This is a genomic window from Pseudomonas sp. A-1 (assembly GCF_004801855.1).
Classification (GTDB): Bacteria; Pseudomonadota; Gammaproteobacteria; order Pseudomonadales; family Pseudomonadaceae; genus Geopseudomonas.
On record NZ_SSTC01000022.1, the window covers coordinates 1 to 21,369 of the forward strand.

The window sequence follows — 21,369 nt, forward strand, 5'->3', positions numbered from 1 at the left end:
CGGCGCCGGGCGGCGCGGTGTCCTGCAGGCGGGCCTGCAGGCGCGCGGCGCGCAGCTTGCGCAGGCGGGCCTCGGTGATGGGGTCGCCGACCGCGGCGATCAGCGCGCGCAGTAGGTGGGCGGTGTCGATGCCCCTGAGCGCACGGGCGGCCAGGGCGATGCGCAGGGCCAGGTGGGCGGGCAGCGGCGCATGCCGGGGGGGATGCGCGCTCATGACCGTCAGGCCTCGCCGGCCCGCTTGGCGCGCAGGGTGATCGGCAGTTTGGGCTGGGGGATCGGCTCGATCCAGTAGCTGGAACCGTCGCCGAGGGTGACCTCGCCGCCCCACAGTTCGGCGCTGTCGTGCTCGAGGGCGACGACGATCTCTTCCTGGTCCTTCTTGGCGATGTAGAAGGTCAGCTGACCTTGGGGGTTGCGGCGGATCATGACGCTGGGCATGGCGGCTCTCCGGTTCGGGATGGGCTGTCCGCCGGCGCCGGGGGCCTGGACCCGGCGCCGGCGGACAGTGTTGCTGGGCGGGCCGGAGCGGCGCAGCCGCCCCGGCCGGTACCGCTACGGGCTGCGACTCAGCGAACCAGGTCGTAGTTGTAGTCGGTGACCTGCATGCCACGGGTTTCCTCGTCGAGACGCTCGAGCACCGCGTTGACGATGGTGGTGAGCATCTGCATGGCGCCCTCGTAGCCGAGGGTGGTGGAGCGGTGCAGGTGGTGACGGTCGAAGATCGGGAAGCCGATGCGGATCAGCGGCACCTCGAACTCCTTGCCCTTGTGCAGGGTGTCGCGCTGGATGAACTTGCCGTAGCTGTTGCCGATCATGAAGTCCGGCTTGTCGGTGAACACCAGCGAGCGCAGGTGCCAGAGGTCCTTGCCGATGTACACGGTGCAGTCCTTGCCGTACGGCGAGGACTCCAGGATCGTGTCCATGGCCTTCTTCCAGCGCTTGTTGCCGTTGTTGCAGAGGATGTGGGTCGGCTCGCAACCCAGCTCCAGCAGGAACTTGGCCAGGCCCATGACGAAGTCCGGGTCGCCCCAGATGGCGAACTTCTTGCCGTGCAGCCAGGTGTGCGAGTCGGTGATCATGTCGACCAGGCGACCGCGCTCCTTTTCCAGGCTGGCCGGGATCGGCTGGCCGGTGGCTTCGCTGATCTTCATCAGGAACTCGTCGGTCCAGTCCAGGCCCATCGGGATGTTGAGCTTGGGAACCTCGTGCTTCCAGGTGTTCTCGACCAGCTTCCTGGTCTTTTCCAGCTGCCAGGGCTGCAGCAGCAGGGTGGTGATGGCGTTCGGCGCGTCCTTGATCTCGTCCTGGGTGGTGCCGCCGGCGTACATGCGGAACTGGCCGTCGGCCGGGGTGTCGAGCACTTCCTCCGGGTCGGAGAGGAAGCTGTAGCCGACATCCATTTCCTTGAGCATGCGCTTGATCACGCGGAAGTTGCCCAGGTAGGTCTCGAAGCCCGGCACCACGTTGACCTTGTGGTTGCTGCCGACCACCTTGTCTTCCATGTGGTTCAGGGTGAAGTAGCGGGCGATGCCCTCGAACATGTTGTCCCAGCCGGTGACGTGGCTGCCGACGAAGCTCGGGGTGTGGGCGAACGGCACCGGGTACTCGTCGGGGATGAACCCTTCCTTCTTCGAGTTGTTGATGAAGGCGTTGAGGTCGTCGCCGATCACCTCGGCCATGCAGGTGGTGGACACCGCGATCATGTCCGGCTTGTAGGTCGCCTTGCAGTTCTGCAGGCCGTCCTTCATGTTCTGCTGGCCGCCGAACACCGCCGCGTCCTCGGTCATCGAGTCGGACACGCAGGACACCGGCTCGCGGAAGTGGCGGTTGAAGTAGGTGCGGAAGTAGGCCACGCAGCCCTGCGAGCCATGCACGTAGGGCATGGTCTTCTCGAAGCCGAGGGCGCAGAGCACGGCGCCGAGCGGCTGGCAGGCCTTGGCCGGGTTGATGGTCAGCGCTTCGCGCGCGAAGTTGAGTTCCTGGTATTCCCTGGTGGTGGTCCACTGGAACACTTCGTCGATCTTGTCCTGCGGATGCTTCTCCTCGAAGTCATCGCGCTTGCGGGCAAGCATGTCCTTGTATTCCTGGTCGCGGAACAGCGGGTAGCTGGGTTTGATGTTGTCGACTTGCTGGCTCATGACTGTTCTCCTGCGCCGCACTCATCTGTGCTGGCGATGGCGGATGTCGGCTGCGGGCGGCCCCGGGGGGTGGGCCGGCCGCAGCGGACGGCTCGTACGATTGCGGACTATCAGGCGCTGGCGGCGACTTTCAGCTCGGCCTCTGCGGCCTTCTGCCAGGGAGCCTGCAGCTTCTTCCAGCACGGGTTGTTGAGGGTCATGTCCATGTCGCGGGCGAAGATGGCGAAGCCGTCGAAGCCGTGGTACGGGCCGGAGTAGTCCCAGGAGTGCATCTGGCGGAAGGGGATGCCCATCTTCTGGAAGATGAACTTCTCCTTGATACCGGAGCCGATCAGGTCGGGCTTGACCTTCTTGACGAATTCCTCGAATTCGTAGCCGGTGACGTCGTCGTAGAGCAGGGTCGCGTTGCCCATTTCCTTGATGGTGCGGTCGTAGTCGTCGTTGTGGGCGAACTCGTAGCCGGTGCCGACCACTTCCATGCCCAGGTCCTCGTAGGCGCCGATCACGTGGCGCGGACGCAGGCCGCCGATGTACAGCATGACGCGCTTGCCTTCCAGGCGCGGGCGGTACTTGGCGACGATGGCTTCCCACTCCGGCTGGTACTTGGCGATGACTTCTTCGCACTTGGCCTGGATCGCCTCGTCGAACTGGGCGGCGATGGCGCGCAGCGACTCGATGGTCTTGGTCGGGCCGAAGAAGTTGTACTCCATCCATGGGATGCCGTACTTCTCTTCCATGTGCCGGGAGATGTAGTTCATCGAGCGGTAGCAGTGCACCAGATTCAGCTTGACCTTGGGGGTCAGCTCGATCTCGGAGATGGAACCGTCGCCGGACCACTGGGCGACCACGCGCAGGCCCATTTCCTCGAGCAGGATGCGCGAGGACCAGGCGTCGCCGCCGATGTTGTAGTCGCCGATGATCGCCACGTCGTAGGGGGTGGTGGCGAAGGAGTTGTCCTCGTCGCGGGCGCCCAGCACCCAGTCGCGCACGGCGTCGTTGGCGATGTGGTGGCCGAGGGACTGCGACACGCCGCGGAAGCCCTCGCAGCGCACCGGCACCACGGTGGTGTCGTGCTCGGCGGCCTTCTTCTTCGACACCGCCTCGATGTCGTCGCCGATCAGGCCGATCGGGCACTCGGACTGCACGGAGATGCCTTTGTTCAGCGGGAACAGGGTTTCCACCTCGTCGATCAGCTTGCCGAGCTTCTTGTCGCCGCCGAAGACGATGTCCTTCTCCTGGAAGTCCGAGGTGAAGTTCATGGTGACGAAGGCGTTCACCCCGGTGGTGCCGATGTAGTAGTTGCGGCGGCCGGCACGCGAATACTGGCCGCAGCCCACCGGGCCGTGGGAGATGTGGATCATGTCCTTGATCGGCCCCCAGACCACGCCCTTGGAGCCGGCGTAGGCGCAGCCGCGGATGGTCATCAGACCAGGCAGCGACTTCTTGTTGGAGGTGATGCACTTCTTCGACTGGGCGACCGACTGGTCGTTGACCGCCAGGTGCTTGGCGCGGTCCTTGCGGGCTTTCTCGGGATAGACTTCCAGGACTTCCTGGATGAGGGATTCGACCTCTTCGCGCGACATACCGGACATGGGTATGACTCCTCTTGCCTTGCGTTCATGTGCGGGTAACGGATGGGCCGCACTGCGCCTGGCGCAGTGCGACGCTCCGGCAGGGCCCATCTGCCCTGCCCCGTCCTACGAGCGATGCGCTCAGGCGCTGACTTCCTCGGCAGCGGTCTTGCCGACGATGCTCATGTCCTCTTCTTCCATGATGCCGAACTCCATCAGCAGCGCTTCCAGCTCGTCCATGGTGATCGGGGTCGGGATGATCAGCTTCTTGTTGCTGACGATCTTGCTGGCCAGGGCGCGGTACTCGTCGGCCTGCTTGGCCTGCGGGTCGTACTCGATGACGGTCATGCGGCGGATTTCGGCGCGCTGTACCACGTTGTCGCGCGGCACGAAGTGGATCATCTGGGTGCCCAGTTTCTCGGCCAGGGCGATGATCAGTTCGTCTTCGCGGTCGGTGTTGCGGCTGTTGCAGATCAGCCCGGCCAGACGCACGCCACCGGAGTTGGCGTACTTCACGATGCCCTTGGAGATGTTGTTGGCGGCGTACATGGCCATCATCTCGCCGGAGCAGACGATGTAGATTTCCTGGGCCTTGTTCTCGCGGATGGGCATGGCGAAGCCACCGCACACCACGTCGCCGAGCACGTCGTAGAACACGAAGTCGAGGTCGTCGTCATAGGCGCCTTCCTCTTCGAGGAAGTTGATCGCGGTGATCACGCCACGGCCGGCGCAGCCGACGCCCGGCTCCGGGCCGCCCGACTCGACGCACTTGACGCCACCGAAGCCGACCTTGAGCACGTCCTCCAGCTCGAGGTCTTCCACGGTGCCGGCCTCGGCGGCCATTTCCATGATGGTGTTCTGGGCCTTGGAGTGCAGGATCAGGCGAGTGGAGTCGGCCTTCGGGTCGCAGCCGACGATCATCACCTTATTGCCCATTTCGGCCAGGGCGGCGACCAGGTTCTGGGTGGTCGTGGACTTGCCGATCCCACCCTTGCCGTAGATAGCGCATTGACGCATTGCCATAATTGAGTTCCTCAGGTTTCGTTTCCACTGTCGTGGGCTGTAGGCCCGAACAAGCCTGCGCAACCTGGTCAATGCAGTGTCTGTGCCAGCCGCAAAAAACACTCGCAAGCCGTTGTATCCAAAGGAATTTCAATAAAGGCGAGAAACAGCGGAAGCGGTTCGGGACACAACAAAATCCCCGCAAGACATGTGGCAATGGCGACAACCCAACAAACTTCTCAACCCCTTCCTTATTGCCGGAAAAGTTCGCCACCGGGGCCTGTGGCAAACATGACAATTGTCGGCCGCGCACTTCCTATTGTCGGGCCGGATAATTACCCAGGATTCCGGGCGCAATTGATTAATCATTGAATATCAATGACTTGCCTCTCTCATGCGGGAGTGGTGCGGATATTGCGTAGCTCAACGCGCCATCACGCACCATCCAGCAGGAGAACCCTGTGAACAGCAGCCTGATCAACGAAATCCTCGCCGAGCTCCGTACGGGCCATGTGGTGCCCTACCTGGGGCCCGAGGTGCTGCGCGGGGTGGCCGACCGCGACAGCGGCCGACCGATGCCGGCCGACAGCGACAGCCTGATCCTCGCCATGACCGGCGGCCAGCCGATGTCGCCGCGGCTGATGTACGAGTTCCCGCGCGCCGCCATGCACCTGGAGAACAAGAAGGGCCGCAGCTTCATCGAGCGCTTCCTGACCCAGGCCTACGCCGGCGACAACTGGACGGCGTCGCCCGTGCACCAGTGGCTGGCCGACCTGGAGCTGCCCTACCTCATCGACTGCAACCGCGACAACCTGCTGCAGCGCCGCTACGCCGAGCGCCCGCACACCCTGGTGGTCGGCGCCGCACGCATCGCCGCCACCCCCTATCGCTTCGACCTCTACCAGTGGGAGGGCGAGCGCTACCGCTCCATCGAGCTGGCCGAGGTCGACACCGCCCTGCCGGTGCTGTTCAAGCCGCTCGGCACACCGCTGCCCCGGCCGAGCTTTGTCGCCTCGGACGCCGACTTCGTCGACTACATCACCGAGCTGATGGGCGGCTTCGCCGTGCCGGCCTGGCTCAAGCTGCGCCGCAAGAACAAGCGCTACCTGTTCCTCGGCATGCGCTTCAACCGCGACACCGAGCGCATGGTGATGAGCGACCTGATCCACGACGCCGCCGAACCGGCCGGCTGGGTGCTGATCGCCGAGCCGACCGACAAGGAACGCAAGGTCTGCGCGCGCAAGAACCTTCAGCTGGTCGAGGCCGACTGGAGCGAGCTGCTCGCGGCAGCCGCACCCGCCATCCCGGCCGGCAACCCCACCGCCACGCTCGTGGCCCGAATCCCTTGATCGACAAGAGAGCCTCACCATGCTGCTGAAAACCTACGAAGAGAAGAACCTCCTCTGCAACCTGAGCGTCAACGGCGCCACCAGCCAGGCCGACACCTACGCCTACCGCGGCGACCTGGTGCTGGCCGAGGGCGAGATCGCCGACGACGCCGGCCGCCGCCTGCCGCCGACCGCGGTGGTCAAGCAGGCTACCGTGCTGGTCAAGGGCGACAAGCTGGCCATGGTCAGCGGCATCGTCGTCCACCTGGCCGAGGTGCCGCTGTTCGTCGAGCGCTACCGCCACGACCTGGCCGCCGACATCCGCGTGCTGTTCTACGTCGAGGACCTGACCAAGGCGCTGGCCACCGACCTCGACGGCGTCGGCATCATCCTGCTGCCGCACCCGGACGGCGGCGCGGCCTGGCAGACTCTGATGGACGACCTGCGCCTGGACAAGGACGACTTCAAGGGCCAGAGCGCCGAGGACAAGGTGATCACCATGGCCGAGGGCCTGGCCGACTACAAGCCGAAGCTCGACAGCCTGAGCTTCGAGCAGTGCCTGGCCTTCGTCAGCACCGTCAAGCGCGAGCACCGCGGTCCGGTCTGAGTCCTGCACCACTTCTCCAGAGTCCCTTTCGGCAGCTAAGCCACTCCCCCGCTCCTGGGGGAGTCTTGTTTTCGGCGTCCGCCCCGCAGGAGCAGGCACTTTTCAGGGCTCGCGGCGCAGCGCAGTGAACGCGCCCAGCTCCCACTCGCGCAGCGCCAGCAGCAGGCCGCAGCCGCGGCGCCTGGCCAGGGGCGCGGCCAGGCTCTCCTCGTGCAGCTCGGCGAAGCGCTGGCGCAGGCGGCGCACCTCGGCCTGCAGCTGGGCCAGCGCCGCCTCGGTGAGCATGCCGTGGGCGAAGCCGAGGGACTGGTCGGCGCCAGCGAAATCGCTGGCGAGGAACTCGCCGAGGCCCTGGCGCAGGAAGAAGCGCTGGATCGGCCCGTCGGGCCGCCAGTCGAAGTCGCGCGCCACGTTGAGGCGCACGCGGTTGCCGGGCAGCAGCTCGATCAGCCGCAGGCGGTCGAGGCGCGCCAGGCAGCGGATCGCCTCGCTCTCGCTGAGGCGGTATACGCTGAGGATGTCGGCCAGGCGCCACTGGTTGAGCACGCACACCGCCACCAGCAGCAGGCGGTCGTCGGAGACCAGCTCGCGCTCCTGGGCCTCGCTCAGGGTGTGCAGGCGCTGGCCGCTGGCGGCGGCCTCCTGGCTCAGCTCGGCGAGGGTGAAGCCGAGCAGATTGGCGATCTGCAGCAGGCGCTCCAGGCTGAAGCTGCCGCTGGCGAACAGGCGCTTGACGCTGGCCTCGGAGAGGTCGAGCTGGCCGGCCAGGTCGCGATAGGTCATGCCGCGCGCCTTGAGCTGGCGCTTGAGGGTGGACAGCAGCTGGTCGAGTTCACTCATGGGGCAAGTAGAAGTAGCGTTTTTCGATACCTGGCAGCGTACGCGATGCGACCTTTTCCGACGGAGTTTCGCATCACGCTTCCCGAGGCCATGCTCGGCTCACCTATCCCCTGGAGACCGCCATGGATCGCTGCTCCCGCCATCTGCCGCTGCTGCTCACCCTGCTGCTGTCGGCCGCCGCCCTGCTGCACGGGCCCATCGCCCAGCTCGAGGACTACCACGCCTTCGCCGACCGCCTGACCCTGTTCGGCATCCCCCACTTCTGCGACGTGCTGTCCAACCTCGGCTTCGCCGTGGTCGCCCTGTGGGGGCTGTGGCGCCTGGCGCCGCGCCGCCACAGCCACTTCGCGCACAGCTGGCCGGGCTACGCGCTGTTCCTCGCCGGCCTGCTGCTCACCGCCGCGGGTTCGAGCTGGTACCACCTGGCCCCCGACGACCACCGCCTGCTGTGGGACCGCCTGCCGATCGCCCTGGCGAGCGCCGGGCTGCTGGCCGGGGTGTGGGCCGATTGTCGGCAACGCGATGGCCGCGCCTTCGCCGCCCTGCTCGGAGCCTTCGCGCTGGCCGGCGTGGTCTGGTGGTACGTCACCGCGCTGACCGGCGTCGGCGACCTGCGCCCCTACCTGCTGCTGCAGCTGCTGACCATCGTGCTGATCCCGCTGTGGCAGTGGCTGCATGGCCGCCCGCGCGGCGAGCGCCTGGCCTTCGCTGGTGCCATGGGCCTGTACCTGCTGGCCAAGCTCGCCGAGCTGCTCGACCACCAGCTGGCCGCCCTGCTCGCCCCGCTGACCGGGCATACCCTCAAGCACCTGCTATCCGCCGCCGCCACCGCGGTGGTGGTCGCCCAGCTGGCGCGGCGCGCGCCGCTGGCCAGCGACACGGACGCGGTGGCACCATCGCGCCATTCCCTCCACCACTCCTGAGCTCAGGGACCGATCATGCTCAAGCTCCTCCTGCGCAACCTGCTGCAGCGCCTGCTGCGCGTCCGGGTGCACGGCGATACCGACGTGTTCGCCAACCCGCGCACGCTGATCGTCGCCAACCACGAATCCTTCCTCGACGGCCTGCTGCTCGGCCTGTTCCTGCCGGTGGACGCTACCTTCGTGGTGCACTCGCAGATCGCCAGCCGCCCGCTGCTGGGTTTCCTGCTGCGCTTCGTGCCGCACCTGGCGGTGGACTCGACCAGCCCGCTGGCGATGAAGCAGATCGTCCGCCTGGTGGAGAGCGGCCGGCCGGTGGTGATCTTCCCCGAGGGGCGCATCACCCGCACCGGCTCGCTGATGAAGGTCTACGACGGCGCCGGCTTCGTCGCCGCCAGGACCGGCGCCACCGTGGTGCCGGTGCGCATCGACGGCGCCGCGCGCAGCTACTTCGGCCGCCTGGCCGGGGTCTATCCGCGCCGCCTGCTGCCGCAGGTCGACCTGTACGTGCAGCCGCCGCGGCAGATCGCCATGCCGGCGCTGCCCTCGGCCAAGCAGCGCCGCCGCCGCGCCGGCGAGCTGATGCGCCACATCCTGCTCGACATGCTGGTGGCCAGCCGGCCGCGGCGCACCCTGTTCGAAGCCTTCCTCGACGCCAAGGCAGTGTTCGGCAGCGACTACCAGCTGGTCGAGGACGTGCGCATGGTCGAGGAGTCCTACGGCTCGCTGCTGAAGATGGCCCTCGGCCTCGGTCGCCTGCTCAGCCGCCACACCGCGCCCGGCGAGATCGTCGGCGTGCTCACCCCCAACGCCGCGCCGACCCTCGGCCTGGTGCTCGGCCTGTCGCTGAATACGCGCATCCCGGCGATGCTCAACTACACCGCAGGCAAAGACGGCCTGCAGGCGGCCTGCACCGCCGCCGCCATCCGCACCGTGGTCGCCTCGCGCACCTTCGTCGACAAGGCACGCCTCGGCGGCCTGCTCGACGGGCTCGAGGGCGTCCGCGTGCTCTACCTGGAGGACCTCAAGGCCGAGCTGACGCTCACCGACCGCCTGTGGCTGCTCGCCCACCTGCTGATGCCCCAGCGCGCGGCCGCGGCGCAGAGCCCCGACGATCCGGCGCTGGTGCTGTTCACCTCCGGCTCGGAGGGCAAGCCCAAGGGCGTGGTGCACTCGCATGACTCGCTGCTGGCCAACGTCGCCCAGGTGCGCGCGGTGGCCGACTTCACCCCGCTCGACAAGTTCATGATGGCGCTGCCGCTGTTCCACTCCTTCGGCCTGACCTGCGGCGTGCTGCTGCCGCTGGTGTCCGGCTGCAAGGTGTTCCTCTATCCCAGCCCGCTGCACTACCGCATCGTCCCCGAGCTGGTCTACGACCGCGACTGCAGCGTGCTGTTCGGCACCTCGACCTTCCTCGGCAACTACGCCAAGTACGCCCACCCCTACGACTTCGGCCGCCTGCGCTACGTGGTGGCCGGCGCCGAGCGCCTCAACGAAGAGGTGCGCCAGACCTGGATCGACAGGTTCGGCATCCGCATCCTCGAAGGCTACGGCATCACCGAGTGCGCGCCGGTGGTGGCGGTCAACGTGCCGATGGCCTGCCGGCGCGGCAGCGTCGGCCAGCTGCTGCCGGGCATCGAGCATGAGCTGGAACCGGTACCGGGCATCGACCATGGCGGCGCCCTGCACCTGCACGGCCCGAACCTGCTCAAGGGCTACCTGCTGTTCGACCAGCCCGGGGTGATCCAGGCCCCGCCGGCGATCCGCCCCGGCTGGTACGCCACCGGCGACATCGTCGAGCTCGACGCCGACGGCTTCCTGCACATCCGCGGCCGCCTCAAGCGCTTCGCCAAGCTGGCCGGCGAGATGGTCTCGCTGGAGGTGGTCGAGCAGATCGCCGGCGAGGCCGCGCCCGGCTTCGCCCACGCCGCGGCGACCCGAGGCGACGCCGCCAAGGGCGAGGCACTGGTGCTGTTCACCACCGCCCCCGAGCTGGCCCGCGAGCAGCTGCTGGCCGCCGCGCGACGCCTGGGCGCCAGCGAGCTGGCGGTGCCGCGCGACATCCGCCGCCTCGACGCCCTGCCGCTGCTCGGCACCGGCAAGACCGACCACGTCGCCCTCAAGCGCCTCGCCGCCACGGAGCAGCCGTCATGAGTTCGCCGCTCGACCTGCTCAGGGCACGCCGCTTCGCCCCGCTGTTCGTCACCCAGTTCCTCGGCGCGTTCAACGACAACCTGTACAAGAACGCCCTGGTGGTGCTGCTGACCTTCCAGGCCGCGCAGTGGACCAGCCTGTCCATCGGCCTGCTGGCCAACCTGGCGGCCGGCCTGTTCATCCTGCCGTTCTTCCTGTTCTCCGCCACCGCCGGCCAGCTCGCCGACAAGTACGACAAGGCCACCCTGGCGCGCTGGACCAAGCTGCTGGAGATCGTCATCGTCCTGCTCGCCGGCGCCGGCTTCTGGGCGCACAGCCTGGAGCTGCTGCTCGCCGCGCTGTTCCTGCTCGGCCTGCAGTCGACCCTGTTCGGCCCGGTGAAGTACGCCATCCTCCCCCAGCACCTGCACGAGGACGAGCTGGTCGGCGGCAACGCGCTGATCGAGGCCGGCACCTTCGTCGCCATCCTGATCGGCACCCTGGCCGGCGGTCTGCTCGCCGCCGTCGAGGGCGGCAGCCTGTGGATCACCGCCGCCTGCCTGGCGGTCGCCGTGGTCGGCTACTGGAGCAGCCTGGCCATCCCCGCCGCGCCGGCCCCCGAACCGCAACTGAAGGTCAACCCCAACCCGCTGAGCGAGACCTGGCGCAACATCGGCTTCGCCCGCGAGAACCGCACGGTGTTCCTGTCGATCCTCGGCATCTCCTGGTTCTGGCTGTACGGCGCACTGCTGCTCGCCCAGTTCCCGGCCTACGCCAAGGACGTGCTGGGCGGCAGCGAGAGCGGCGTGACCCTCTTGCTCGGCATCTTCACCTTAGGGATAGGCGCCGGCTCCATGCTCTGCGAGCGGCTGTCCGGCAAGCTGGTGGAGATCGGCCTGGTGCCACTCGGCTCGATCGGCCTGACCGTCTTCGGTCTCGATCTGGCCTTCGCCTCGCCGGCCGTGCCGCCGCCGGCGCCGCTGGCGCTGGCCGAGCTGCTGCAGGCGCCGGGTACCCTGCGCGTGCTGTTCGACCTGTTCGCCTTGGGCCTGTTCGGCGGCTTCTTCATCGTGCCGCTGTACGCGCTGATGCAGCTGCGCTCGGCCGCGGCGCACCGCGCGCGGATCGTCGCCGCCAACAACATCCTCAATGCGCTGTTCATGGTGGTCGGCGCCGGCGCCGCGGCCGGGATGCTCGCCGCCGGGCTGTCGATTCCCGAGCTGTTCGCTGCCGCCGCGCTGATCAACGCGCTGGTCGCCGTGTACATCTACCGGCTGGTGCCGGAGTTCCTGCTGCGCTTCCTCGACTGGCTGCTGGTGCACTCGGTCTACCGCCTGGACAAGCAGGGCGTCGAGCACATCCCGCAGAGCGGCCCGGCGCTCTTGGTGTGCAACCACGTCAGCTACGTCGACGCCCTGGTGATCGCCGCCGCCTGCCGCCGGCCGATCCGCTTCGTGATGGACCACCGCATCTTCCGCTGGCCGCTGCTGTCGTTCGTGTTCCGCCACGCCCGCGCCATCCCCATCGCCCCGGCCAAGGAGGATGCCGCGCTGCTGGAGAAGGCCTATGCCGAGGTGGCCGCGGCGCTGGCCGCTGGTGAGCTGGTGGCGATCTTCCCCGAAGGCCGCCTGACTCCGGACGGCGAAGTCGGCCCGTTCCGCCCCGGCATCCAGCGCATCCTCAGGCGCCACCCGGTGGCGGTGCTGCCCATGGCGCTGTCCGGGCTGTGGGCCAGCCCGTTCTCGCGCCGGGCCACTTCACTGCTGCGGCGCCTCGGCCAGCTGCATCCGCTGCGCCGCGTCACCCTCAAGGTGGGCGAGCCGGTGGCGGCGCAGGCAGCCGAGCCGGAGGTGTTGCGGCAGAAGGTGATCAAGCTGCGCGGCGAGGTTGCTTAGCCGTGACTGCCCCTGCCTGGCGCTGGCAACTGGTATGCCCGGGCTGGGCGAACTGATCCTTCCCCCCCGCGCATCGAGCGGGCAGGATTGACCGCCGCGCACCGGCCGCCTCGGCGGGCCCGAACGCCGGGGCGGCGGCCGCATCGTTCAACGGGGAGCCCTGTGCATGTCATCCAGCGTCGCGCTGACCGATCCGATACTGCTCAACAGCCTGACGCTGACCGCACTCGCGCTGGTCAGCGCGACCTTCGTCGTGGCCGTCGTCCGCGCCTGCCGCCAGGGGCTGCGGCCGGCCCTGTGGGGCGCGCTGACCTTCGTGGCCTTCGCCCTCGTGCTCAAGCCCCTCGGGCAGGCGGCCACAGGTCCGCTGCCCATCCCCGGCCCGGCGGACGCTGCGGCCCTGCTTGCGTTCGTCCTGGGCAGCGCCGGCATCGCGGGCCTGTTCGAGGAAACCGGCAAGTGGATCGCCCTGCGTGCGGGGCACCGCCGACGGACGCTCGCCAAGCCCTGGGTGCTCAGCTTCGCCGCGGGCTACGCCATCTGCGAAACCTGGGTGGTGGGCAGCGGCCACGTCCAACTGCTGCAGCTCGCCAGCGACGGCGAGCTGCTGGCACGCCTGCAGGACGGTATGCCGGCCGCGGCCGTCGCCGCCCTGCAGCAGCGGATCGCGGCTCTCGACGCAGCAACGGCGATCTGGTTGCTGACCGAGCGCGCCGCCGCGGTCGTGCTGCAGATCGGCCTGGTGTGGATGCTCTGGAACGCCATCGAGCGGCGGCGAGCGGCCTGGCTCGCCGCTGCCGTGCTGGCCCATGCCCTGATCGACGTGCCGGCCGCCCTGTTCCACACCGGGACGCTGCCGTTGTGGGCAATCGAAATCTTCTACCTGTCGCTCGCCCTGCTGGTGGTCGTGCCGGTGTGGCGGCATAGCGCCGCAGCCCTCGCGAAGTACTGACACTCACCTGGAGCATCACCTGAGCATGAACTCGTGGACGATTCGCCCTTACCTGCCCCATGACCTGGAGGACTGCATGACCGTCTGGCAGGACGCCAGCCGCAAGGGACACCCCTTCCTTCCCGAAGCCGTACTGACCCGGCAGGCCGCCAGCCTGCGCTCGACCTGGATCGCGGCCGCCGAAACATGGGTTTGCGTGGCATCCGACGCAGTGATCGGCTTCGCGTGTCTTTGCGGTGACGAACTGGCCGGCCTGTTCGTATCCCCGGCCTGGCAGGGGCGAGGTATCGGCAGGGCGCTGGTACAAAGACTCCGTGCGCCGGAGCAGCGACTGCACGTCAGCGTCTACCAGGCCAACCTCGCCGCGCACCGCTTCTATGAGGCCATCGGCTTTGTACCGACTCACACTCTAGCCAGGGATGGCGATGGGGAGCCATTTCCTGTAGTGCGCATGACTCTCGCCCCCGATCACTGATGAGCAGGCCGAAGCTGGACTGCTCGGCTGTAGCCGACGAACCCGGTCGCCCGCGTGTAGCCGAGCGACTCGTAGAGCCGCTGAGCCCCGACGTTGGTCTCGGCGGTTTCCAGGGTGACGGCCGCGGCGCCCGGATAAGCACCAGTTCTGAAGAAAATGACAAACCAGTCGACGGCTCTCGCCTCCCTGCTGCAACTCGACCGTGACAAGGCGGGCGATTCGCTGCGCCAGCAACTCTACCGGCAACTGCGCGAGGCGATCGTGACCGGCAGATTACGCCCCGGCCATGCGCTGCCCTCGACCCGGCAACTGGCTGCCGCGCTGGGCATCGCGCGCAGCACCGTGGTCGAGGCCCTCGACCAGCTCAAGTTCGAGGGCTACCTCGAGACTCGCCAGGGCGCCGCGACGCGCGTCGCCGAGTTTCGCGCGCCTCCCGCCGGCGCCACTGGCATGCCCGGCGAACCGGCTGCCGGCGCGATGGCGGACGTGGCATCGGCCCTGTGGGTCAACGACGACCCGCCCAGCGCGGTGACCCGCCGGGCCTTTCGTCCGGGGCTGCCCGACCTCGGCGCCTTCCCCGCCGCGAACTGGGCCGCCTGCCTGGCCTCTCGGGCCCGCCGCCCGCTCGCCCATGACCTCAGCTACGAGGGCTACACCGGGGTGCCCGCGCTGCAGGCGGAAATCGTCCGCCACGTCGCCCAGGCGCGACACGTGAATGCCGATCCCGCCCAGGTCGTCGTCCTGCCCTCCGCCCAGGCGGCCTTCGACGTCGCGGCGCGCTGCTGCCTGCGGGCGGGCGACTGCGTATGGCTGGAGGACCCGGGCTACCCGGGCGTGCGTGGCCTCTGGCGGGGCCATGGCGCGCGGATCGTGGATGTCCCCGTCGATGCCCAGGGCATGAATTTCGAGCACGAGCGCAGCAGGCCCCGGCTGATCCACGTCACCCCGTCGCACCAGTACCCGAGCGGCGTGCCCCTCTCCCTGCCGCGGCGCTTCGCCCTGCTCGAACGCGCCAGGCAGGTCGACGCCGTCATTCTCGAGGACGACTACGACAGCGAGTTCCAGTATGCGGGCTTGCCGATTGCCAGCCTGCAGGGCCTGGATCGCACGCAGCGGGTGATGTACGTGGGCACCTTCTCCAAGACCCTGGCCCCGGGCATGCACGTCGCCTACCTGATCGTCCCGCCACGCTTCGCCAGACTGACCCACGCCGTCGCCAGCCTGGCGGGCATGGCGGTGCCCGTGCACCTGCAGCTGGCGCTGGCGGATTTCATGCGCCACGGCTTCCTGCGCCGGCATGTCCGCAGGATGAACGCGATCTATGCCGCTCGCATGCGCACGCTGATCGACACGCTGAAGGCCGGCGTTCCGCCGGGCGTGAAGATTCCCGAGCAGGGCGGCGGGCTGCAGCTGACCATCAGCTGGCAGCAGGGACCGGACGACACCCGGCTGGTCGCCATGCTCGAGGCGCAGGGGCTCTGCGCCCTGCCCCTGTCCCGGCTCTGCCATGCCGAGCGGCGCCATGGACTGGTGCTCGGCATCGGCCTGGTGGACGCCGACTCGATCGGCCCGCAGGCCAGCAGGCTCGCCGACCTGCTGAAGACGCAGTTCTAGGTGCTCGCGAGTTGCCTGGCGCAGCCTCAGACGTCGAACTGGCCAAAGGCCGCCATCATGCCCAGCACAGCCACGAGGAGGCCGACGCACTGCACCCAGATCTCCTCGCGGTGGCCACTGCGCCAGCCATGGCGCGGATAGCGGCCCAGGGTGAGCAGCTTCACCCACGGCCAGCCGAGCCAGTAGCACAGGGTGCCGAGCAGGAAATCGCCGACGATGTCGGCTAGCAGCAGGCGGACGACGAGAGACAGCAGCTGGTCCATGGGCAAACCTCGCTCAGTGTCCGCCCAGGACGACGACCACGAAGCGCAGCCAGATCCCCGCCACCAGCAGGTTGCTGGCGGCGAAGGCCAGCAGGCGGTGCATCACGTGGTTGTAGGTCAGGTAGATCAGGCTGTGCAGAACGCGCAGGGCCACGTAGGCCCAGGCCAGGCTGAGGAACAGCCCATCGACCGCATGGATGACGAACAGCATCAGCGCCAGCACATAGAACAGCAGCGGCACTTCCAGCAGGTTCATGAACACGCGGTTCGGCAGCCGCACCTGCGCCGGCACCCGCTCCGACTCGCCGCAGCGGAAGTCCTCGGCGGTGAGCTGCCCGGCGAAGGCAGCGCGCAGGCGGCGCCAGGGAATCAGCAGGAGGACCAACAGGGTCCAACCCATCAGGGCCGCGACCGGCCAGAAGATAGTCGTCTGATACAACAGCAGGCCCCTCCATGTGCCCGTTCATCCGTATGCGGGCTGGCGAGGCAATCCCGGTGCGAATGCCTGCATTCCGCCGGTCGGACGTTAACGCCGCCGCGCGAGCCTTGTCCATCGGCACCGCGCCGGGCTGCGAAGCCACCCCGTAAGAGCAAAACGGCCGAAGCGGATCCCTCCGCCCCGGCCCAGTCTCCACCTGTGCTACCTACAAGAGCCTATCAGGCCACCTCATCCTCGCTCAGCTCGAACCGCACCCGCTCCTCCGCGCTCTTGCCGAGCAGCTTGGCCAGCCACGGCGGCGGCGCGTCGGCCATCACCCGCTGCAGTTCGTCGAGCACCTGCGCGGCGGGGCCGCCCTTGGGCTGCTTGAGCGGGTGGATGCCGGCCTTGACCACCTTGGCCGCCGCCGGGCCGCCGATGGAGACCACGCAGAGCACCTGGCAGTCGGCGATCTGTTCGACGCGCCAGGCGTTCTTGTCCTCGGCGAGGTCGCCGTCCAGGGTCGAACGGATGTCGACCAGCGTCCTGCCGCCGGCGCCGAGCTGGTAGACCAGGAAGCGCAGGCAGGAGCCGAAGTGGCCGTCGAGCTGCTCGCCATTGTTGGAGGCGACGGCCACGCGGATCGAGCCGGGCGGCAGTTCGGCGAGCGCCACCGGCCTGGGCAGGTCGTCGGCCACGGTCTCGCCCCAGAGGATGCGCACGGCCTCCTTGAGCGCGCTCATCGGCGTATCGAGCAGGTCGACGTCCTCCTCGGAGCCGGCCAGGCCGACCTTGAGGTCGGTGACTGTGACCCCCTGCAGGCTCTGCTCGGTCAGCGGGCCGTTGATGTGCTGGTGGAGGATCTCCAGCAACTGGCCGACCGCCACGCCGGGCAAGGCCCGGGCGGCCAGGGCGATGCGCAGTGCGGTGTCGCGACTCATGTTCGGTTCGGTATCCATCGGCGGCTTCCTCGGCGGGTCAATCAATCGTCATCGTCGTCATCGTCTTCGTCGAGCACCCGCGTGATGCGCTGGTAGACCTCCACGCGGTCGCCCTCCTTCAGCGGGCTGTCCAGCTTCACGAACTTGCCGAACACGCCGACCTTGTGCTTGTTCAGGTCGATCTCCGGGCAGTAGCGCAGCAGGCCGGACTGCTCGATGGCCTGCGCCACGCTGCTGCCCTCGGCGACCTGGCAGCTCAGCAGCAGCGGTCGGGGGGCGGCGTACACCACAGCAACTTTCATGGCATTCACTCCTGTACCGGGCTCATTGCAGGACGATCAGCTCGCCGTGGGAGCGGATGCGCCGCTCGGCGCGCCTGCGGTCGAGCACGCGCTTGGCGGCCAGCAGGAAGCCCAGGACGATGAAGGCGCCGGGCGGCAGGATGGCCAGCAGGATGCCCTGGAAGCCGGGCAGCACGGTGATCTCCAGCCACTGGAAGTGCGGCCCCAGCAGCGACGAGGCCTGGGAAAACAGGGTGCCGCTGCCGAGGATCTCGCGGATGCCGCCGATCAGCACCAGCACCCAGGTGAAGCCGATGCCCATGCCGGCGCCGTCGAGCATCGCGGGAATCACCGGGTGCTTGAGGCTGAACGACTCGGCGCGGCCGAGCACCGCGCAGTTGGTGACGATCAGGGCGATGAACAGGCCGAGCACCTTGTACAGCTCGTGCATCCAGGCGTTCATCGCCATGTCGATCAGGGTCACCACGCCGGCGATGATGGCGATCATCACCGGGTTGCGGACCTCGGGGGCGATGGTGTGGCGCAGCGCCGAGATGATCGCGTTGGTGCAGATCAGCACCAGGGTGGTGGCCAGGCCCATGCCCAAGCCGTTGGTGGCGGTGGTGGTCACCGCCAGCGCCGGGCAGAGGGCAAGCATCTGCACCAGGGCGACGTTGTAGTCCCACAGGGCGCTGGTGAAGTACTTCCAGGGACTGGCCGAGGCCGGCGCGCTGGCGGCTGTGCAACTGCTGCTCATGGTCGCTTCTCCTGTTGGCGGGCGCTCAGGCGTTCGGCCTGGCGGACCTGGAACTGCAGGGCCTGCAGCACGCTCCTGACCACCGCGCGCGGGGTGATGGTGGCGCCGGCGAACTGGTCGAAGCGGCCGCCGTCCTTCTTCACCTTCCACTGCTCCAGCGGCGTGCTGGCCAGCGACAGGCCGTCGAAGGCCCTGATCCAGTCGCTGCGCGAGGCCTCGATCCTGTCGGCCAGGCCCGGGGTTTCCTTGTGGCTCAGCACGCGTACGCCGAGGATGCGGCCCTCGGCATCCAGGGCGATCAGCTGCAGGATCGGCCCGCCGTAGCCGATGTTGCTGACCTGGAAGGCCACCGCCGTCAGCCGGCCGTCCTGGCGCGCCGGGTAGACCTCGACCGCACCCAGCTCGGCGTCCTGCACGGTGAAGGCATCCTGCAGGGGGTTGTTGTCGTACAGCGCGGCCGGCAGCACCTGGCGCAGCACGGCCAGGCGGTCCTCGAGCTGCTGGGCGGCGATCTGCCCGTGGGTCAGGCGGTCGCCGACCAGCAGCAGCACGGCGACCAGCGCGCACACCGCGGCCAGCGACAGACCCTGATACTCGATGCGCCCGCGCCAGCGCGCGAGCAGCGACGGCGGGGTGGCTGCCGGCTCCGCCGGAATCGGAATGGTCTCGCTCATGCCTAGCCCTCCTGCTTGACCTGGCTGGTTTGCCGGCCGATGGCCAGCGGCTTGCCGCCCGCCGTGCGGCCGTAGGCGCGCGGGCGCCAGTAGCGGTCGATCAGCGGGCTGAGTGCGTTCATGAACAGCACGGCGAAGGCCACCGCCTCGGGGAAGCTGCCCCAGGTGCGGATCACGTAGACCAGCACCCCGCAGCCGGCGCCGAAGATCAGCCGGCCCTTGCGGCTGACCGGCGAGGTCACCGGGTCGGTGGCGATGAACAACGCGCCGAGCAGCAGCCCGCCGCTGGCCAGGTGGTAGAGGCCGCCGGGATAGCGCGCGGGGTCGATCTGGTGGGCGATGGCGGCCAGGACCAGCACGCCGAGCAGCATGCTCAGGGGGATCTCCCAGTGGATGACGCGGCGGAAGAGCAGCCACAGGCCGCCGAGCAGCAGGAGCAGCTCGGAGGTCTCGCCCAGGCTGCCGGCGCTGCTGCCGAGCAGCGCCGGGACCAGCGCGAAGTCGCCGGCGAGGATCGCCTCGGCGCTGCGCCCGAGGGTCAGTTCGGTCTTCAGGTTGCCGAGGGCGGTGGCGCCGCTCATGCCGTCGGGCAGGGCGCCGCCGAAGGTGATCGCCAGCCCCTCGACGAAGCCCGGCGCTGCCGTCGAGCCCAGCGGCGCCGGCAGCGTCCAGCTGGTCATCTGCAGCGGGAAGGCGATCAGCAGGGCGACGCGGGCGAGCATCGCCGGGTTGAAGATGTTCTGGCCGATGCCGCCGTACAGCTGCTTGCCGATGCCGATGGCGAAGGCCGCGCCGCCGACGCCGATCCACCAGGGCGCCCACGGCGGCAGCGACAGCGCCAGCAGCCAGCCGGTGAGCAGCGCCGAGCCGTCCAGCAGGCGCCTGAGCGGCTGGCCGAGCCAGTGCAGGCACAGCGCCTCGGTGGCCAGCGCGCTGACGCAGGTCAGCAGCCACAGGTTGATCGCCGGCCAGCCGAACAGGTACAGGCCGAACAGGGTGGCCGGCAGCAGCGCCAGGCACACCTGCAGCATGATGCGGTTGACCGACGAGCGGTCGTGGGCGAAGGGCCCGGATATGGCGCTCGGGGTGCTCATGACTCCACCTCGCTGGTCTTGCCCGGTTTTGTTTTGGCGGCTGCCTTGGCCGCCTTGGCCGCGGCCCTGGCGGCCTCCTCCTCGGCCAGGCGCGCGGCGCGCGCCTCGGTCAGCTGCCTGATGTGCTCGGTCTTGCGCGCGCCCTGGCGGCGCTCGTCCTGGCGGCCCATGGCGTACTGGAAGTACTGCACCAGCGGGATGTGCGAGGGGCACACGTAGGAGCAGCAGCCGCAGAGGATGCAGTCGCGCAGGCCGTAGTCGCTGGCGCCGTCGAGGTCGTCGACCCGCGCGCGGGCGGCCATCTCCACCGGCAGCAGGCCCATCGGGCAGGCGTCCACGCAGCTGGCGCAGCGGATGCACGGCGAGGCCTCGTCGCTGCGCAGCTCGTGCGGCGCCAGCGCCAGCAGGCCGGTGGCGCCCTTGATCACCGGCGCCTGCAGCGACGGCAGGGTCACCCCCATCATCGGCCCGCCGAGCAGCAGGCGCGCCGGCTCGCGGACCAGGCCGCCGCAGGCGTCGATCAGCGCCTGCGCCGGGGTGCCGATCAGGGTCTCCAGGTTGCGCGGGTTGCCCACGCAGCTGCCGGCCACGGTGACCACCCGCGAGATCAGCGGCCGGCCGTGGCGCAGCGCCTGCTGGATGGCGTAGACGGTGCCGACGTTGTGCACCAGCGCGCCGACCGAGGTGCTGCGCGCATCGGCCGGCACCTCGCGGCCGGTGACCGCCTGGATCAGCTGCTTGGCCGAGCCCATCGGGTACAGCGCCGGCACCGCCTCGACCTCGATGGCGCCGTAGGGCTCGCTGGCCGCGCGCATGGCGGCCAGCGCCGCCGGCTTGTTGTCCTCGATGCCGATCACCACCCGGTAGGCGCGCAGGATGTGCTGGATCAGCCGCGCGCCGTCGACGATGGCCTCGGCGCGCTCGCGCATCAGGCGGTCGTCGCAGGTCAGGTAGGGCTCGCACTCGCTGCCGTTGACCAGCACGGTCTTGATCTCGTGGCGGGTGCCCTGCCTGAGCTTGACCGCCGCCGGGAAGATCGCCCCGCCCATGCCGACGATGCCGGCCTGCGCCACCCGCTCGGCGAGCAGCAGCGGGCTCTCCTCGAAGGGATTGGCCGGCACCTCCAGCTCGATCCAGCGGTCTTCGCCGTCGCAGTCGAGGACGATGCCGTTGACGGTGAGGCCGGACGGATGCGGGGCGAGGATCGGGCCGATCTCGACCACGGTCCCCGAGCTGGGCGCATGGATCGGCGCCGACATCTCAGAGGGCGAGCTGGCGATCAGTTGGCCCTTGAGCACCCGCTCGCCGACCCTGACCAGCGGCAGAGCCTCGGCGCCGGCGTGCTGGCGCAGCGGCAGGTACAGGCGCGGCGGCAGCGGCACGCGGCCGATGGTCAGCGCCGAGGAGCGGTCCTTGTGGGCGGCCGGGTGGACGCCACCGCGGATGCGGGCGGGATTGAACATGCG

General features: G+C 68.9%; 22 protein-coding genes. 8 read left to right on the forward strand and 14 right to left on the reverse strand.

The window, feature by feature from the left end:
- From E5198_RS06820 to nifH, 5 genes are all read right to left on the reverse strand, one after another.
- Positions 1 to 214 (reverse strand): dinitrogenase iron-molybdenum cofactor N-terminal domain-containing protein (locus tag E5198_RS06820; RefSeq protein ID WP_305956032.1); only part of this gene is annotated, 214 nt, incomplete at its 3' end.
- A gap of 5 nt (positions 215 to 219) precedes the next feature.
- On the reverse strand, positions 220 to 438 hold the full coding sequence (gene nifT / locus E5198_RS06825) for a putative nitrogen fixation protein NifT (RefSeq protein WP_136489252.1): 219 nt from the start codon (positions 436 to 438) through the stop codon (positions 220 to 222).
- 128 nt (positions 439 to 566) lie between these two features.
- Positions 567 to 2,138, reverse strand: a complete 1,572-nt coding sequence (nifK, locus tag E5198_RS06830) for a nitrogenase molybdenum-iron protein subunit beta (RefSeq protein ID WP_136489253.1) — start codon at positions 2,136 to 2,138, stop codon at positions 567 to 569.
- A gap of 110 nt (positions 2,139 to 2,248) precedes the next feature.
- Positions 2,249 to 3,730 (reverse strand): nitrogenase molybdenum-iron protein alpha chain, encoded by a 1,482-nt coding sequence (gene nifD, locus E5198_RS06835; RefSeq protein ID WP_136489254.1) that lies wholly within the window; start codon positions 3,728 to 3,730, stop codon positions 2,249 to 2,251.
- Positions 3,731 to 3,850: 120 nt separating this feature from the next.
- Positions 3,851 to 4,732, reverse strand: coding sequence for a nitrogenase iron protein (nifH, locus tag E5198_RS06840; protein ID WP_136489255.1), 882 nt, complete (start codon positions 4,730 to 4,732; stop codon positions 3,851 to 3,853).
- A 440-nt stretch (positions 4,733 to 5,172) separates the two neighbouring features.
- Between nifH and E5198_RS06845 the strand changes: the two genes are divergently transcribed.
- Complete coding sequence (locus E5198_RS06845) at positions 5,173 to 6,060, forward strand: SIR2 family protein (RefSeq protein WP_136489256.1); 888 nt, start codon at positions 5,173 to 5,175, stop codon at positions 6,058 to 6,060.
- Between the two features lie 19 nt (positions 6,061 to 6,079).
- Positions 6,080 to 6,646, forward strand: a complete 567-nt coding sequence (locus E5198_RS06850) for a hypothetical protein (RefSeq protein WP_136489257.1) — start codon at positions 6,080 to 6,082, stop codon at positions 6,644 to 6,646.
- Between the two features lie 102 nt (positions 6,647 to 6,748).
- Here E5198_RS06850 and E5198_RS06855 read toward each other — a convergent pair whose 3' ends face one another.
- On the reverse strand, positions 6,749 to 7,486 hold the full coding sequence (locus E5198_RS06855; RefSeq protein WP_136489258.1) for a helix-turn-helix transcriptional regulator: 738 nt from the start codon (positions 7,484 to 7,486) through the stop codon (positions 6,749 to 6,751).
- 122 nt (positions 7,487 to 7,608) lie between these two features.
- Here E5198_RS06855 and E5198_RS06860 point away from each other — a divergent pair, with 122 nt between their 5' ends.
- From E5198_RS06860 to E5198_RS06885, 6 genes are all read left to right on the forward strand, one after another.
- Positions 7,609 to 8,409, forward strand: a complete 801-nt coding sequence (locus E5198_RS06860) for an alkaline phytoceramidase (RefSeq protein ID WP_136489259.1) — start codon at positions 7,609 to 7,611, stop codon at positions 8,407 to 8,409.
- Between the two features lie 15 nt (positions 8,410 to 8,424).
- Positions 8,425 to 10,560, forward strand: coding sequence for a bifunctional acyl-ACP--phospholipid O-acyltransferase/long-chain-fatty-acid--ACP ligase (aas, locus tag E5198_RS06865; protein WP_136489260.1), 2,136 nt, complete (start codon positions 8,425 to 8,427; stop codon positions 10,558 to 10,560).
- Positions 10,557 to 12,434: an MFS transporter gene (locus E5198_RS06870; RefSeq protein ID WP_136489261.1), complete on the forward strand. Its 1,878-nt coding sequence runs from the start codon at positions 10,557 to 10,559 to the stop codon at positions 12,432 to 12,434. The genes aas and E5198_RS06870 overlap by 4 nt, the downstream gene beginning before the upstream one ends.
- Before the next feature lie 166 nt (positions 12,435 to 12,600).
- Complete coding sequence (locus E5198_RS06875) at positions 12,601 to 13,386, forward strand: YhfC family glutamic-type intramembrane protease (RefSeq protein WP_136489262.1); 786 nt, start codon at positions 12,601 to 12,603, stop codon at positions 13,384 to 13,386.
- 76 nt (positions 13,387 to 13,462) lie between these two features.
- The gene (locus E5198_RS06880; RefSeq protein WP_168772492.1) at positions 13,463 to 13,861 is read left to right on the forward strand and encodes a GNAT family N-acetyltransferase; all 399 of its coding nucleotides are present in this window, start codon (positions 13,463 to 13,465) and stop codon (positions 13,859 to 13,861) included.
- A 156-nt stretch (positions 13,862 to 14,017) separates the two neighbouring features.
- Positions 14,018 to 15,475 (forward strand): PLP-dependent aminotransferase family protein, encoded by a 1,458-nt coding sequence (locus E5198_RS06885; protein WP_136489264.1) that lies wholly within the window; start codon positions 14,018 to 14,020, stop codon positions 15,473 to 15,475.
- Between the two features lie 26 nt (positions 15,476 to 15,501).
- On the opposite strand, the gene E5198_RS06890 is transcribed toward E5198_RS06885, so the two are convergent.
- From E5198_RS06890 to rsxC, 8 genes are all read right to left on the reverse strand, one after another.
- Positions 15,502 to 15,738 (reverse strand): hypothetical protein, encoded by a 237-nt coding sequence (locus E5198_RS06890; RefSeq protein WP_136489265.1) that lies wholly within the window; start codon positions 15,736 to 15,738, stop codon positions 15,502 to 15,504.
- Positions 15,739 to 15,751: 13 nt separating this feature from the next.
- Complete coding sequence (locus E5198_RS06895) at positions 15,752 to 16,177, reverse strand: MAPEG family protein (protein WP_136489266.1); 426 nt, start codon at positions 16,175 to 16,177, stop codon at positions 15,752 to 15,754.
- Positions 16,178 to 16,395: 218 nt separating this feature from the next.
- The gene (locus E5198_RS06900) at positions 16,396 to 17,115 is read right to left on the reverse strand and encodes a dinitrogenase iron-molybdenum cofactor biosynthesis protein (RefSeq protein ID WP_136489267.1); all 720 of its coding nucleotides are present in this window, start codon (positions 17,113 to 17,115) and stop codon (positions 16,396 to 16,398) included.
- A 23-nt stretch (positions 17,116 to 17,138) separates the two neighbouring features.
- A complete protein-coding gene (locus E5198_RS06905) occupies positions 17,139 to 17,399 on the reverse strand; it encodes an RnfH family protein (protein ID WP_136489268.1) in 261 nt (86 codons plus the stop codon).
- A gap of 22 nt (positions 17,400 to 17,421) precedes the next feature.
- Entirely contained in the window at positions 17,422 to 18,135 is a 714-nt protein-coding gene (locus tag E5198_RS06910) for an electron transport complex subunit E (protein ID WP_136489269.1), read from the reverse strand.
- Complete coding sequence (gene rsxG / locus E5198_RS06915) at positions 18,132 to 18,809, reverse strand: electron transport complex subunit RsxG (protein ID WP_136489270.1); 678 nt, start codon at positions 18,807 to 18,809, stop codon at positions 18,132 to 18,134. The genes E5198_RS06910 and rsxG overlap by 4 nt, the downstream gene beginning before the upstream one ends.
- Positions 18,810 to 18,811: 2 nt before the next feature.
- Positions 18,812 to 19,903 carry an RnfABCDGE type electron transport complex subunit D gene (locus E5198_RS06920; RefSeq protein ID WP_136489271.1) on the reverse strand — a complete coding sequence of 364 codons (1,092 nt, stop codon included), beginning with the start codon at positions 19,901 to 19,903 and terminating at the stop codon, positions 18,812 to 18,814.
- Complete coding sequence (rsxC, locus tag E5198_RS06925; RefSeq protein WP_136489272.1) at positions 19,900 to 21,366, reverse strand: electron transport complex subunit RsxC; 1,467 nt, start codon at positions 21,364 to 21,366, stop codon at positions 19,900 to 19,902. Before rsxC ends, E5198_RS06920 begins: the two co-directional genes overlap by 4 nt.
- Between the last annotated feature and the right edge of the window lie 3 nt (positions 21,367 to 21,369).

Excerpts from the sequence above, each read along its gene's own strand:
- E5198_RS06900 (WP_136489267.1), bottom strand. The coding sequence starts at position 17,115 with ATGGATACCGAACCGAACATGAGTCGCGACACCGCACTGCGCATCGCC.
- aas (WP_136489260.1), top strand. The coding sequence starts at position 8,425 with ATGCTCAAGCTCCTCCTGCGCAACCTGCTGCAGCGCCTGCTGCGCGTC.
- E5198_RS06880 (WP_168772492.1), top strand. The coding sequence starts at position 13,463 with ATGACCGTCTGGCAGGACGCCAGCCGCAAGGGACACCCCTTCCTTCCC.
- E5198_RS06855 (WP_136489258.1), bottom strand. The coding sequence starts at position 7,486 with ATGAGTGAACTCGACCAGCTGCTGTCCACCCTCAAGCGCCAGCTCAAG.
- E5198_RS06910 (WP_136489269.1), bottom strand. The coding sequence starts at position 18,135 with ATGAGCAGCAGTTGCACAGCCGCCAGCGCGCCGGCCTCGGCCAGTCCC.
- nifT (WP_136489252.1), bottom strand. The coding sequence starts at position 438 with ATGCCCAGCGTCATGATCCGCCGCAACCCCCAAGGTCAGCTGACCTTC.
- nifK (WP_136489253.1), bottom strand. The coding sequence starts at position 2,138 with ATGAGCCAGCAAGTCGACAACATCAAACCCAGCTACCCGCTGTTCCGC.
- rsxC (WP_136489272.1), bottom strand. The coding sequence starts at position 21,366 with ATGTTCAATCCCGCCCGCATCCGCGGTGGCGTCCACCCGGCCGCCCAC.
- E5198_RS06875 (WP_136489262.1), top strand. The coding sequence starts at position 12,601 with ATGTCATCCAGCGTCGCGCTGACCGATCCGATACTGCTCAACAGCCTG.
- E5198_RS06870 (WP_136489261.1), top strand. The coding sequence starts at position 10,557 with ATGAGTTCGCCGCTCGACCTGCTCAGGGCACGCCGCTTCGCCCCGCTG.
- E5198_RS06860 (WP_136489259.1), top strand. The coding sequence starts at position 7,609 with ATGGATCGCTGCTCCCGCCATCTGCCGCTGCTGCTCACCCTGCTGCTG.
- E5198_RS06890 (WP_136489265.1), bottom strand. The coding sequence starts at position 15,738 with ATGGACCAGCTGCTGTCTCTCGTCGTCCGCCTGCTGCTAGCCGACATC.
- nifH (WP_136489255.1), bottom strand. The coding sequence starts at position 4,732 with ATGGCAATGCGTCAATGCGCTATCTACGGCAAGGGTGGGATCGGCAAG.
- rsxG (WP_136489270.1), bottom strand. The coding sequence starts at position 18,809 with ATGAGCGAGACCATTCCGATTCCGGCGGAGCCGGCAGCCACCCCGCCG.
- E5198_RS06850 (WP_136489257.1), top strand. The coding sequence starts at position 6,080 with ATGCTGCTGAAAACCTACGAAGAGAAGAACCTCCTCTGCAACCTGAGC.
- nifD (WP_136489254.1), bottom strand. The coding sequence starts at position 3,730 with ATGTCCGGTATGTCGCGCGAAGAGGTCGAATCCCTCATCCAGGAAGTC.
- E5198_RS06905 (WP_136489268.1), bottom strand. The coding sequence starts at position 17,399 with ATGAAAGTTGCTGTGGTGTACGCCGCCCCCCGACCGCTGCTGCTGAGC.
- E5198_RS06885 (WP_136489264.1), top strand. The coding sequence starts at position 14,018 with ATGACAAACCAGTCGACGGCTCTCGCCTCCCTGCTGCAACTCGACCGT.
- E5198_RS06920 (WP_136489271.1), bottom strand. The coding sequence starts at position 19,903 with ATGAGCACCCCGAGCGCCATATCCGGGCCCTTCGCCCACGACCGCTCG.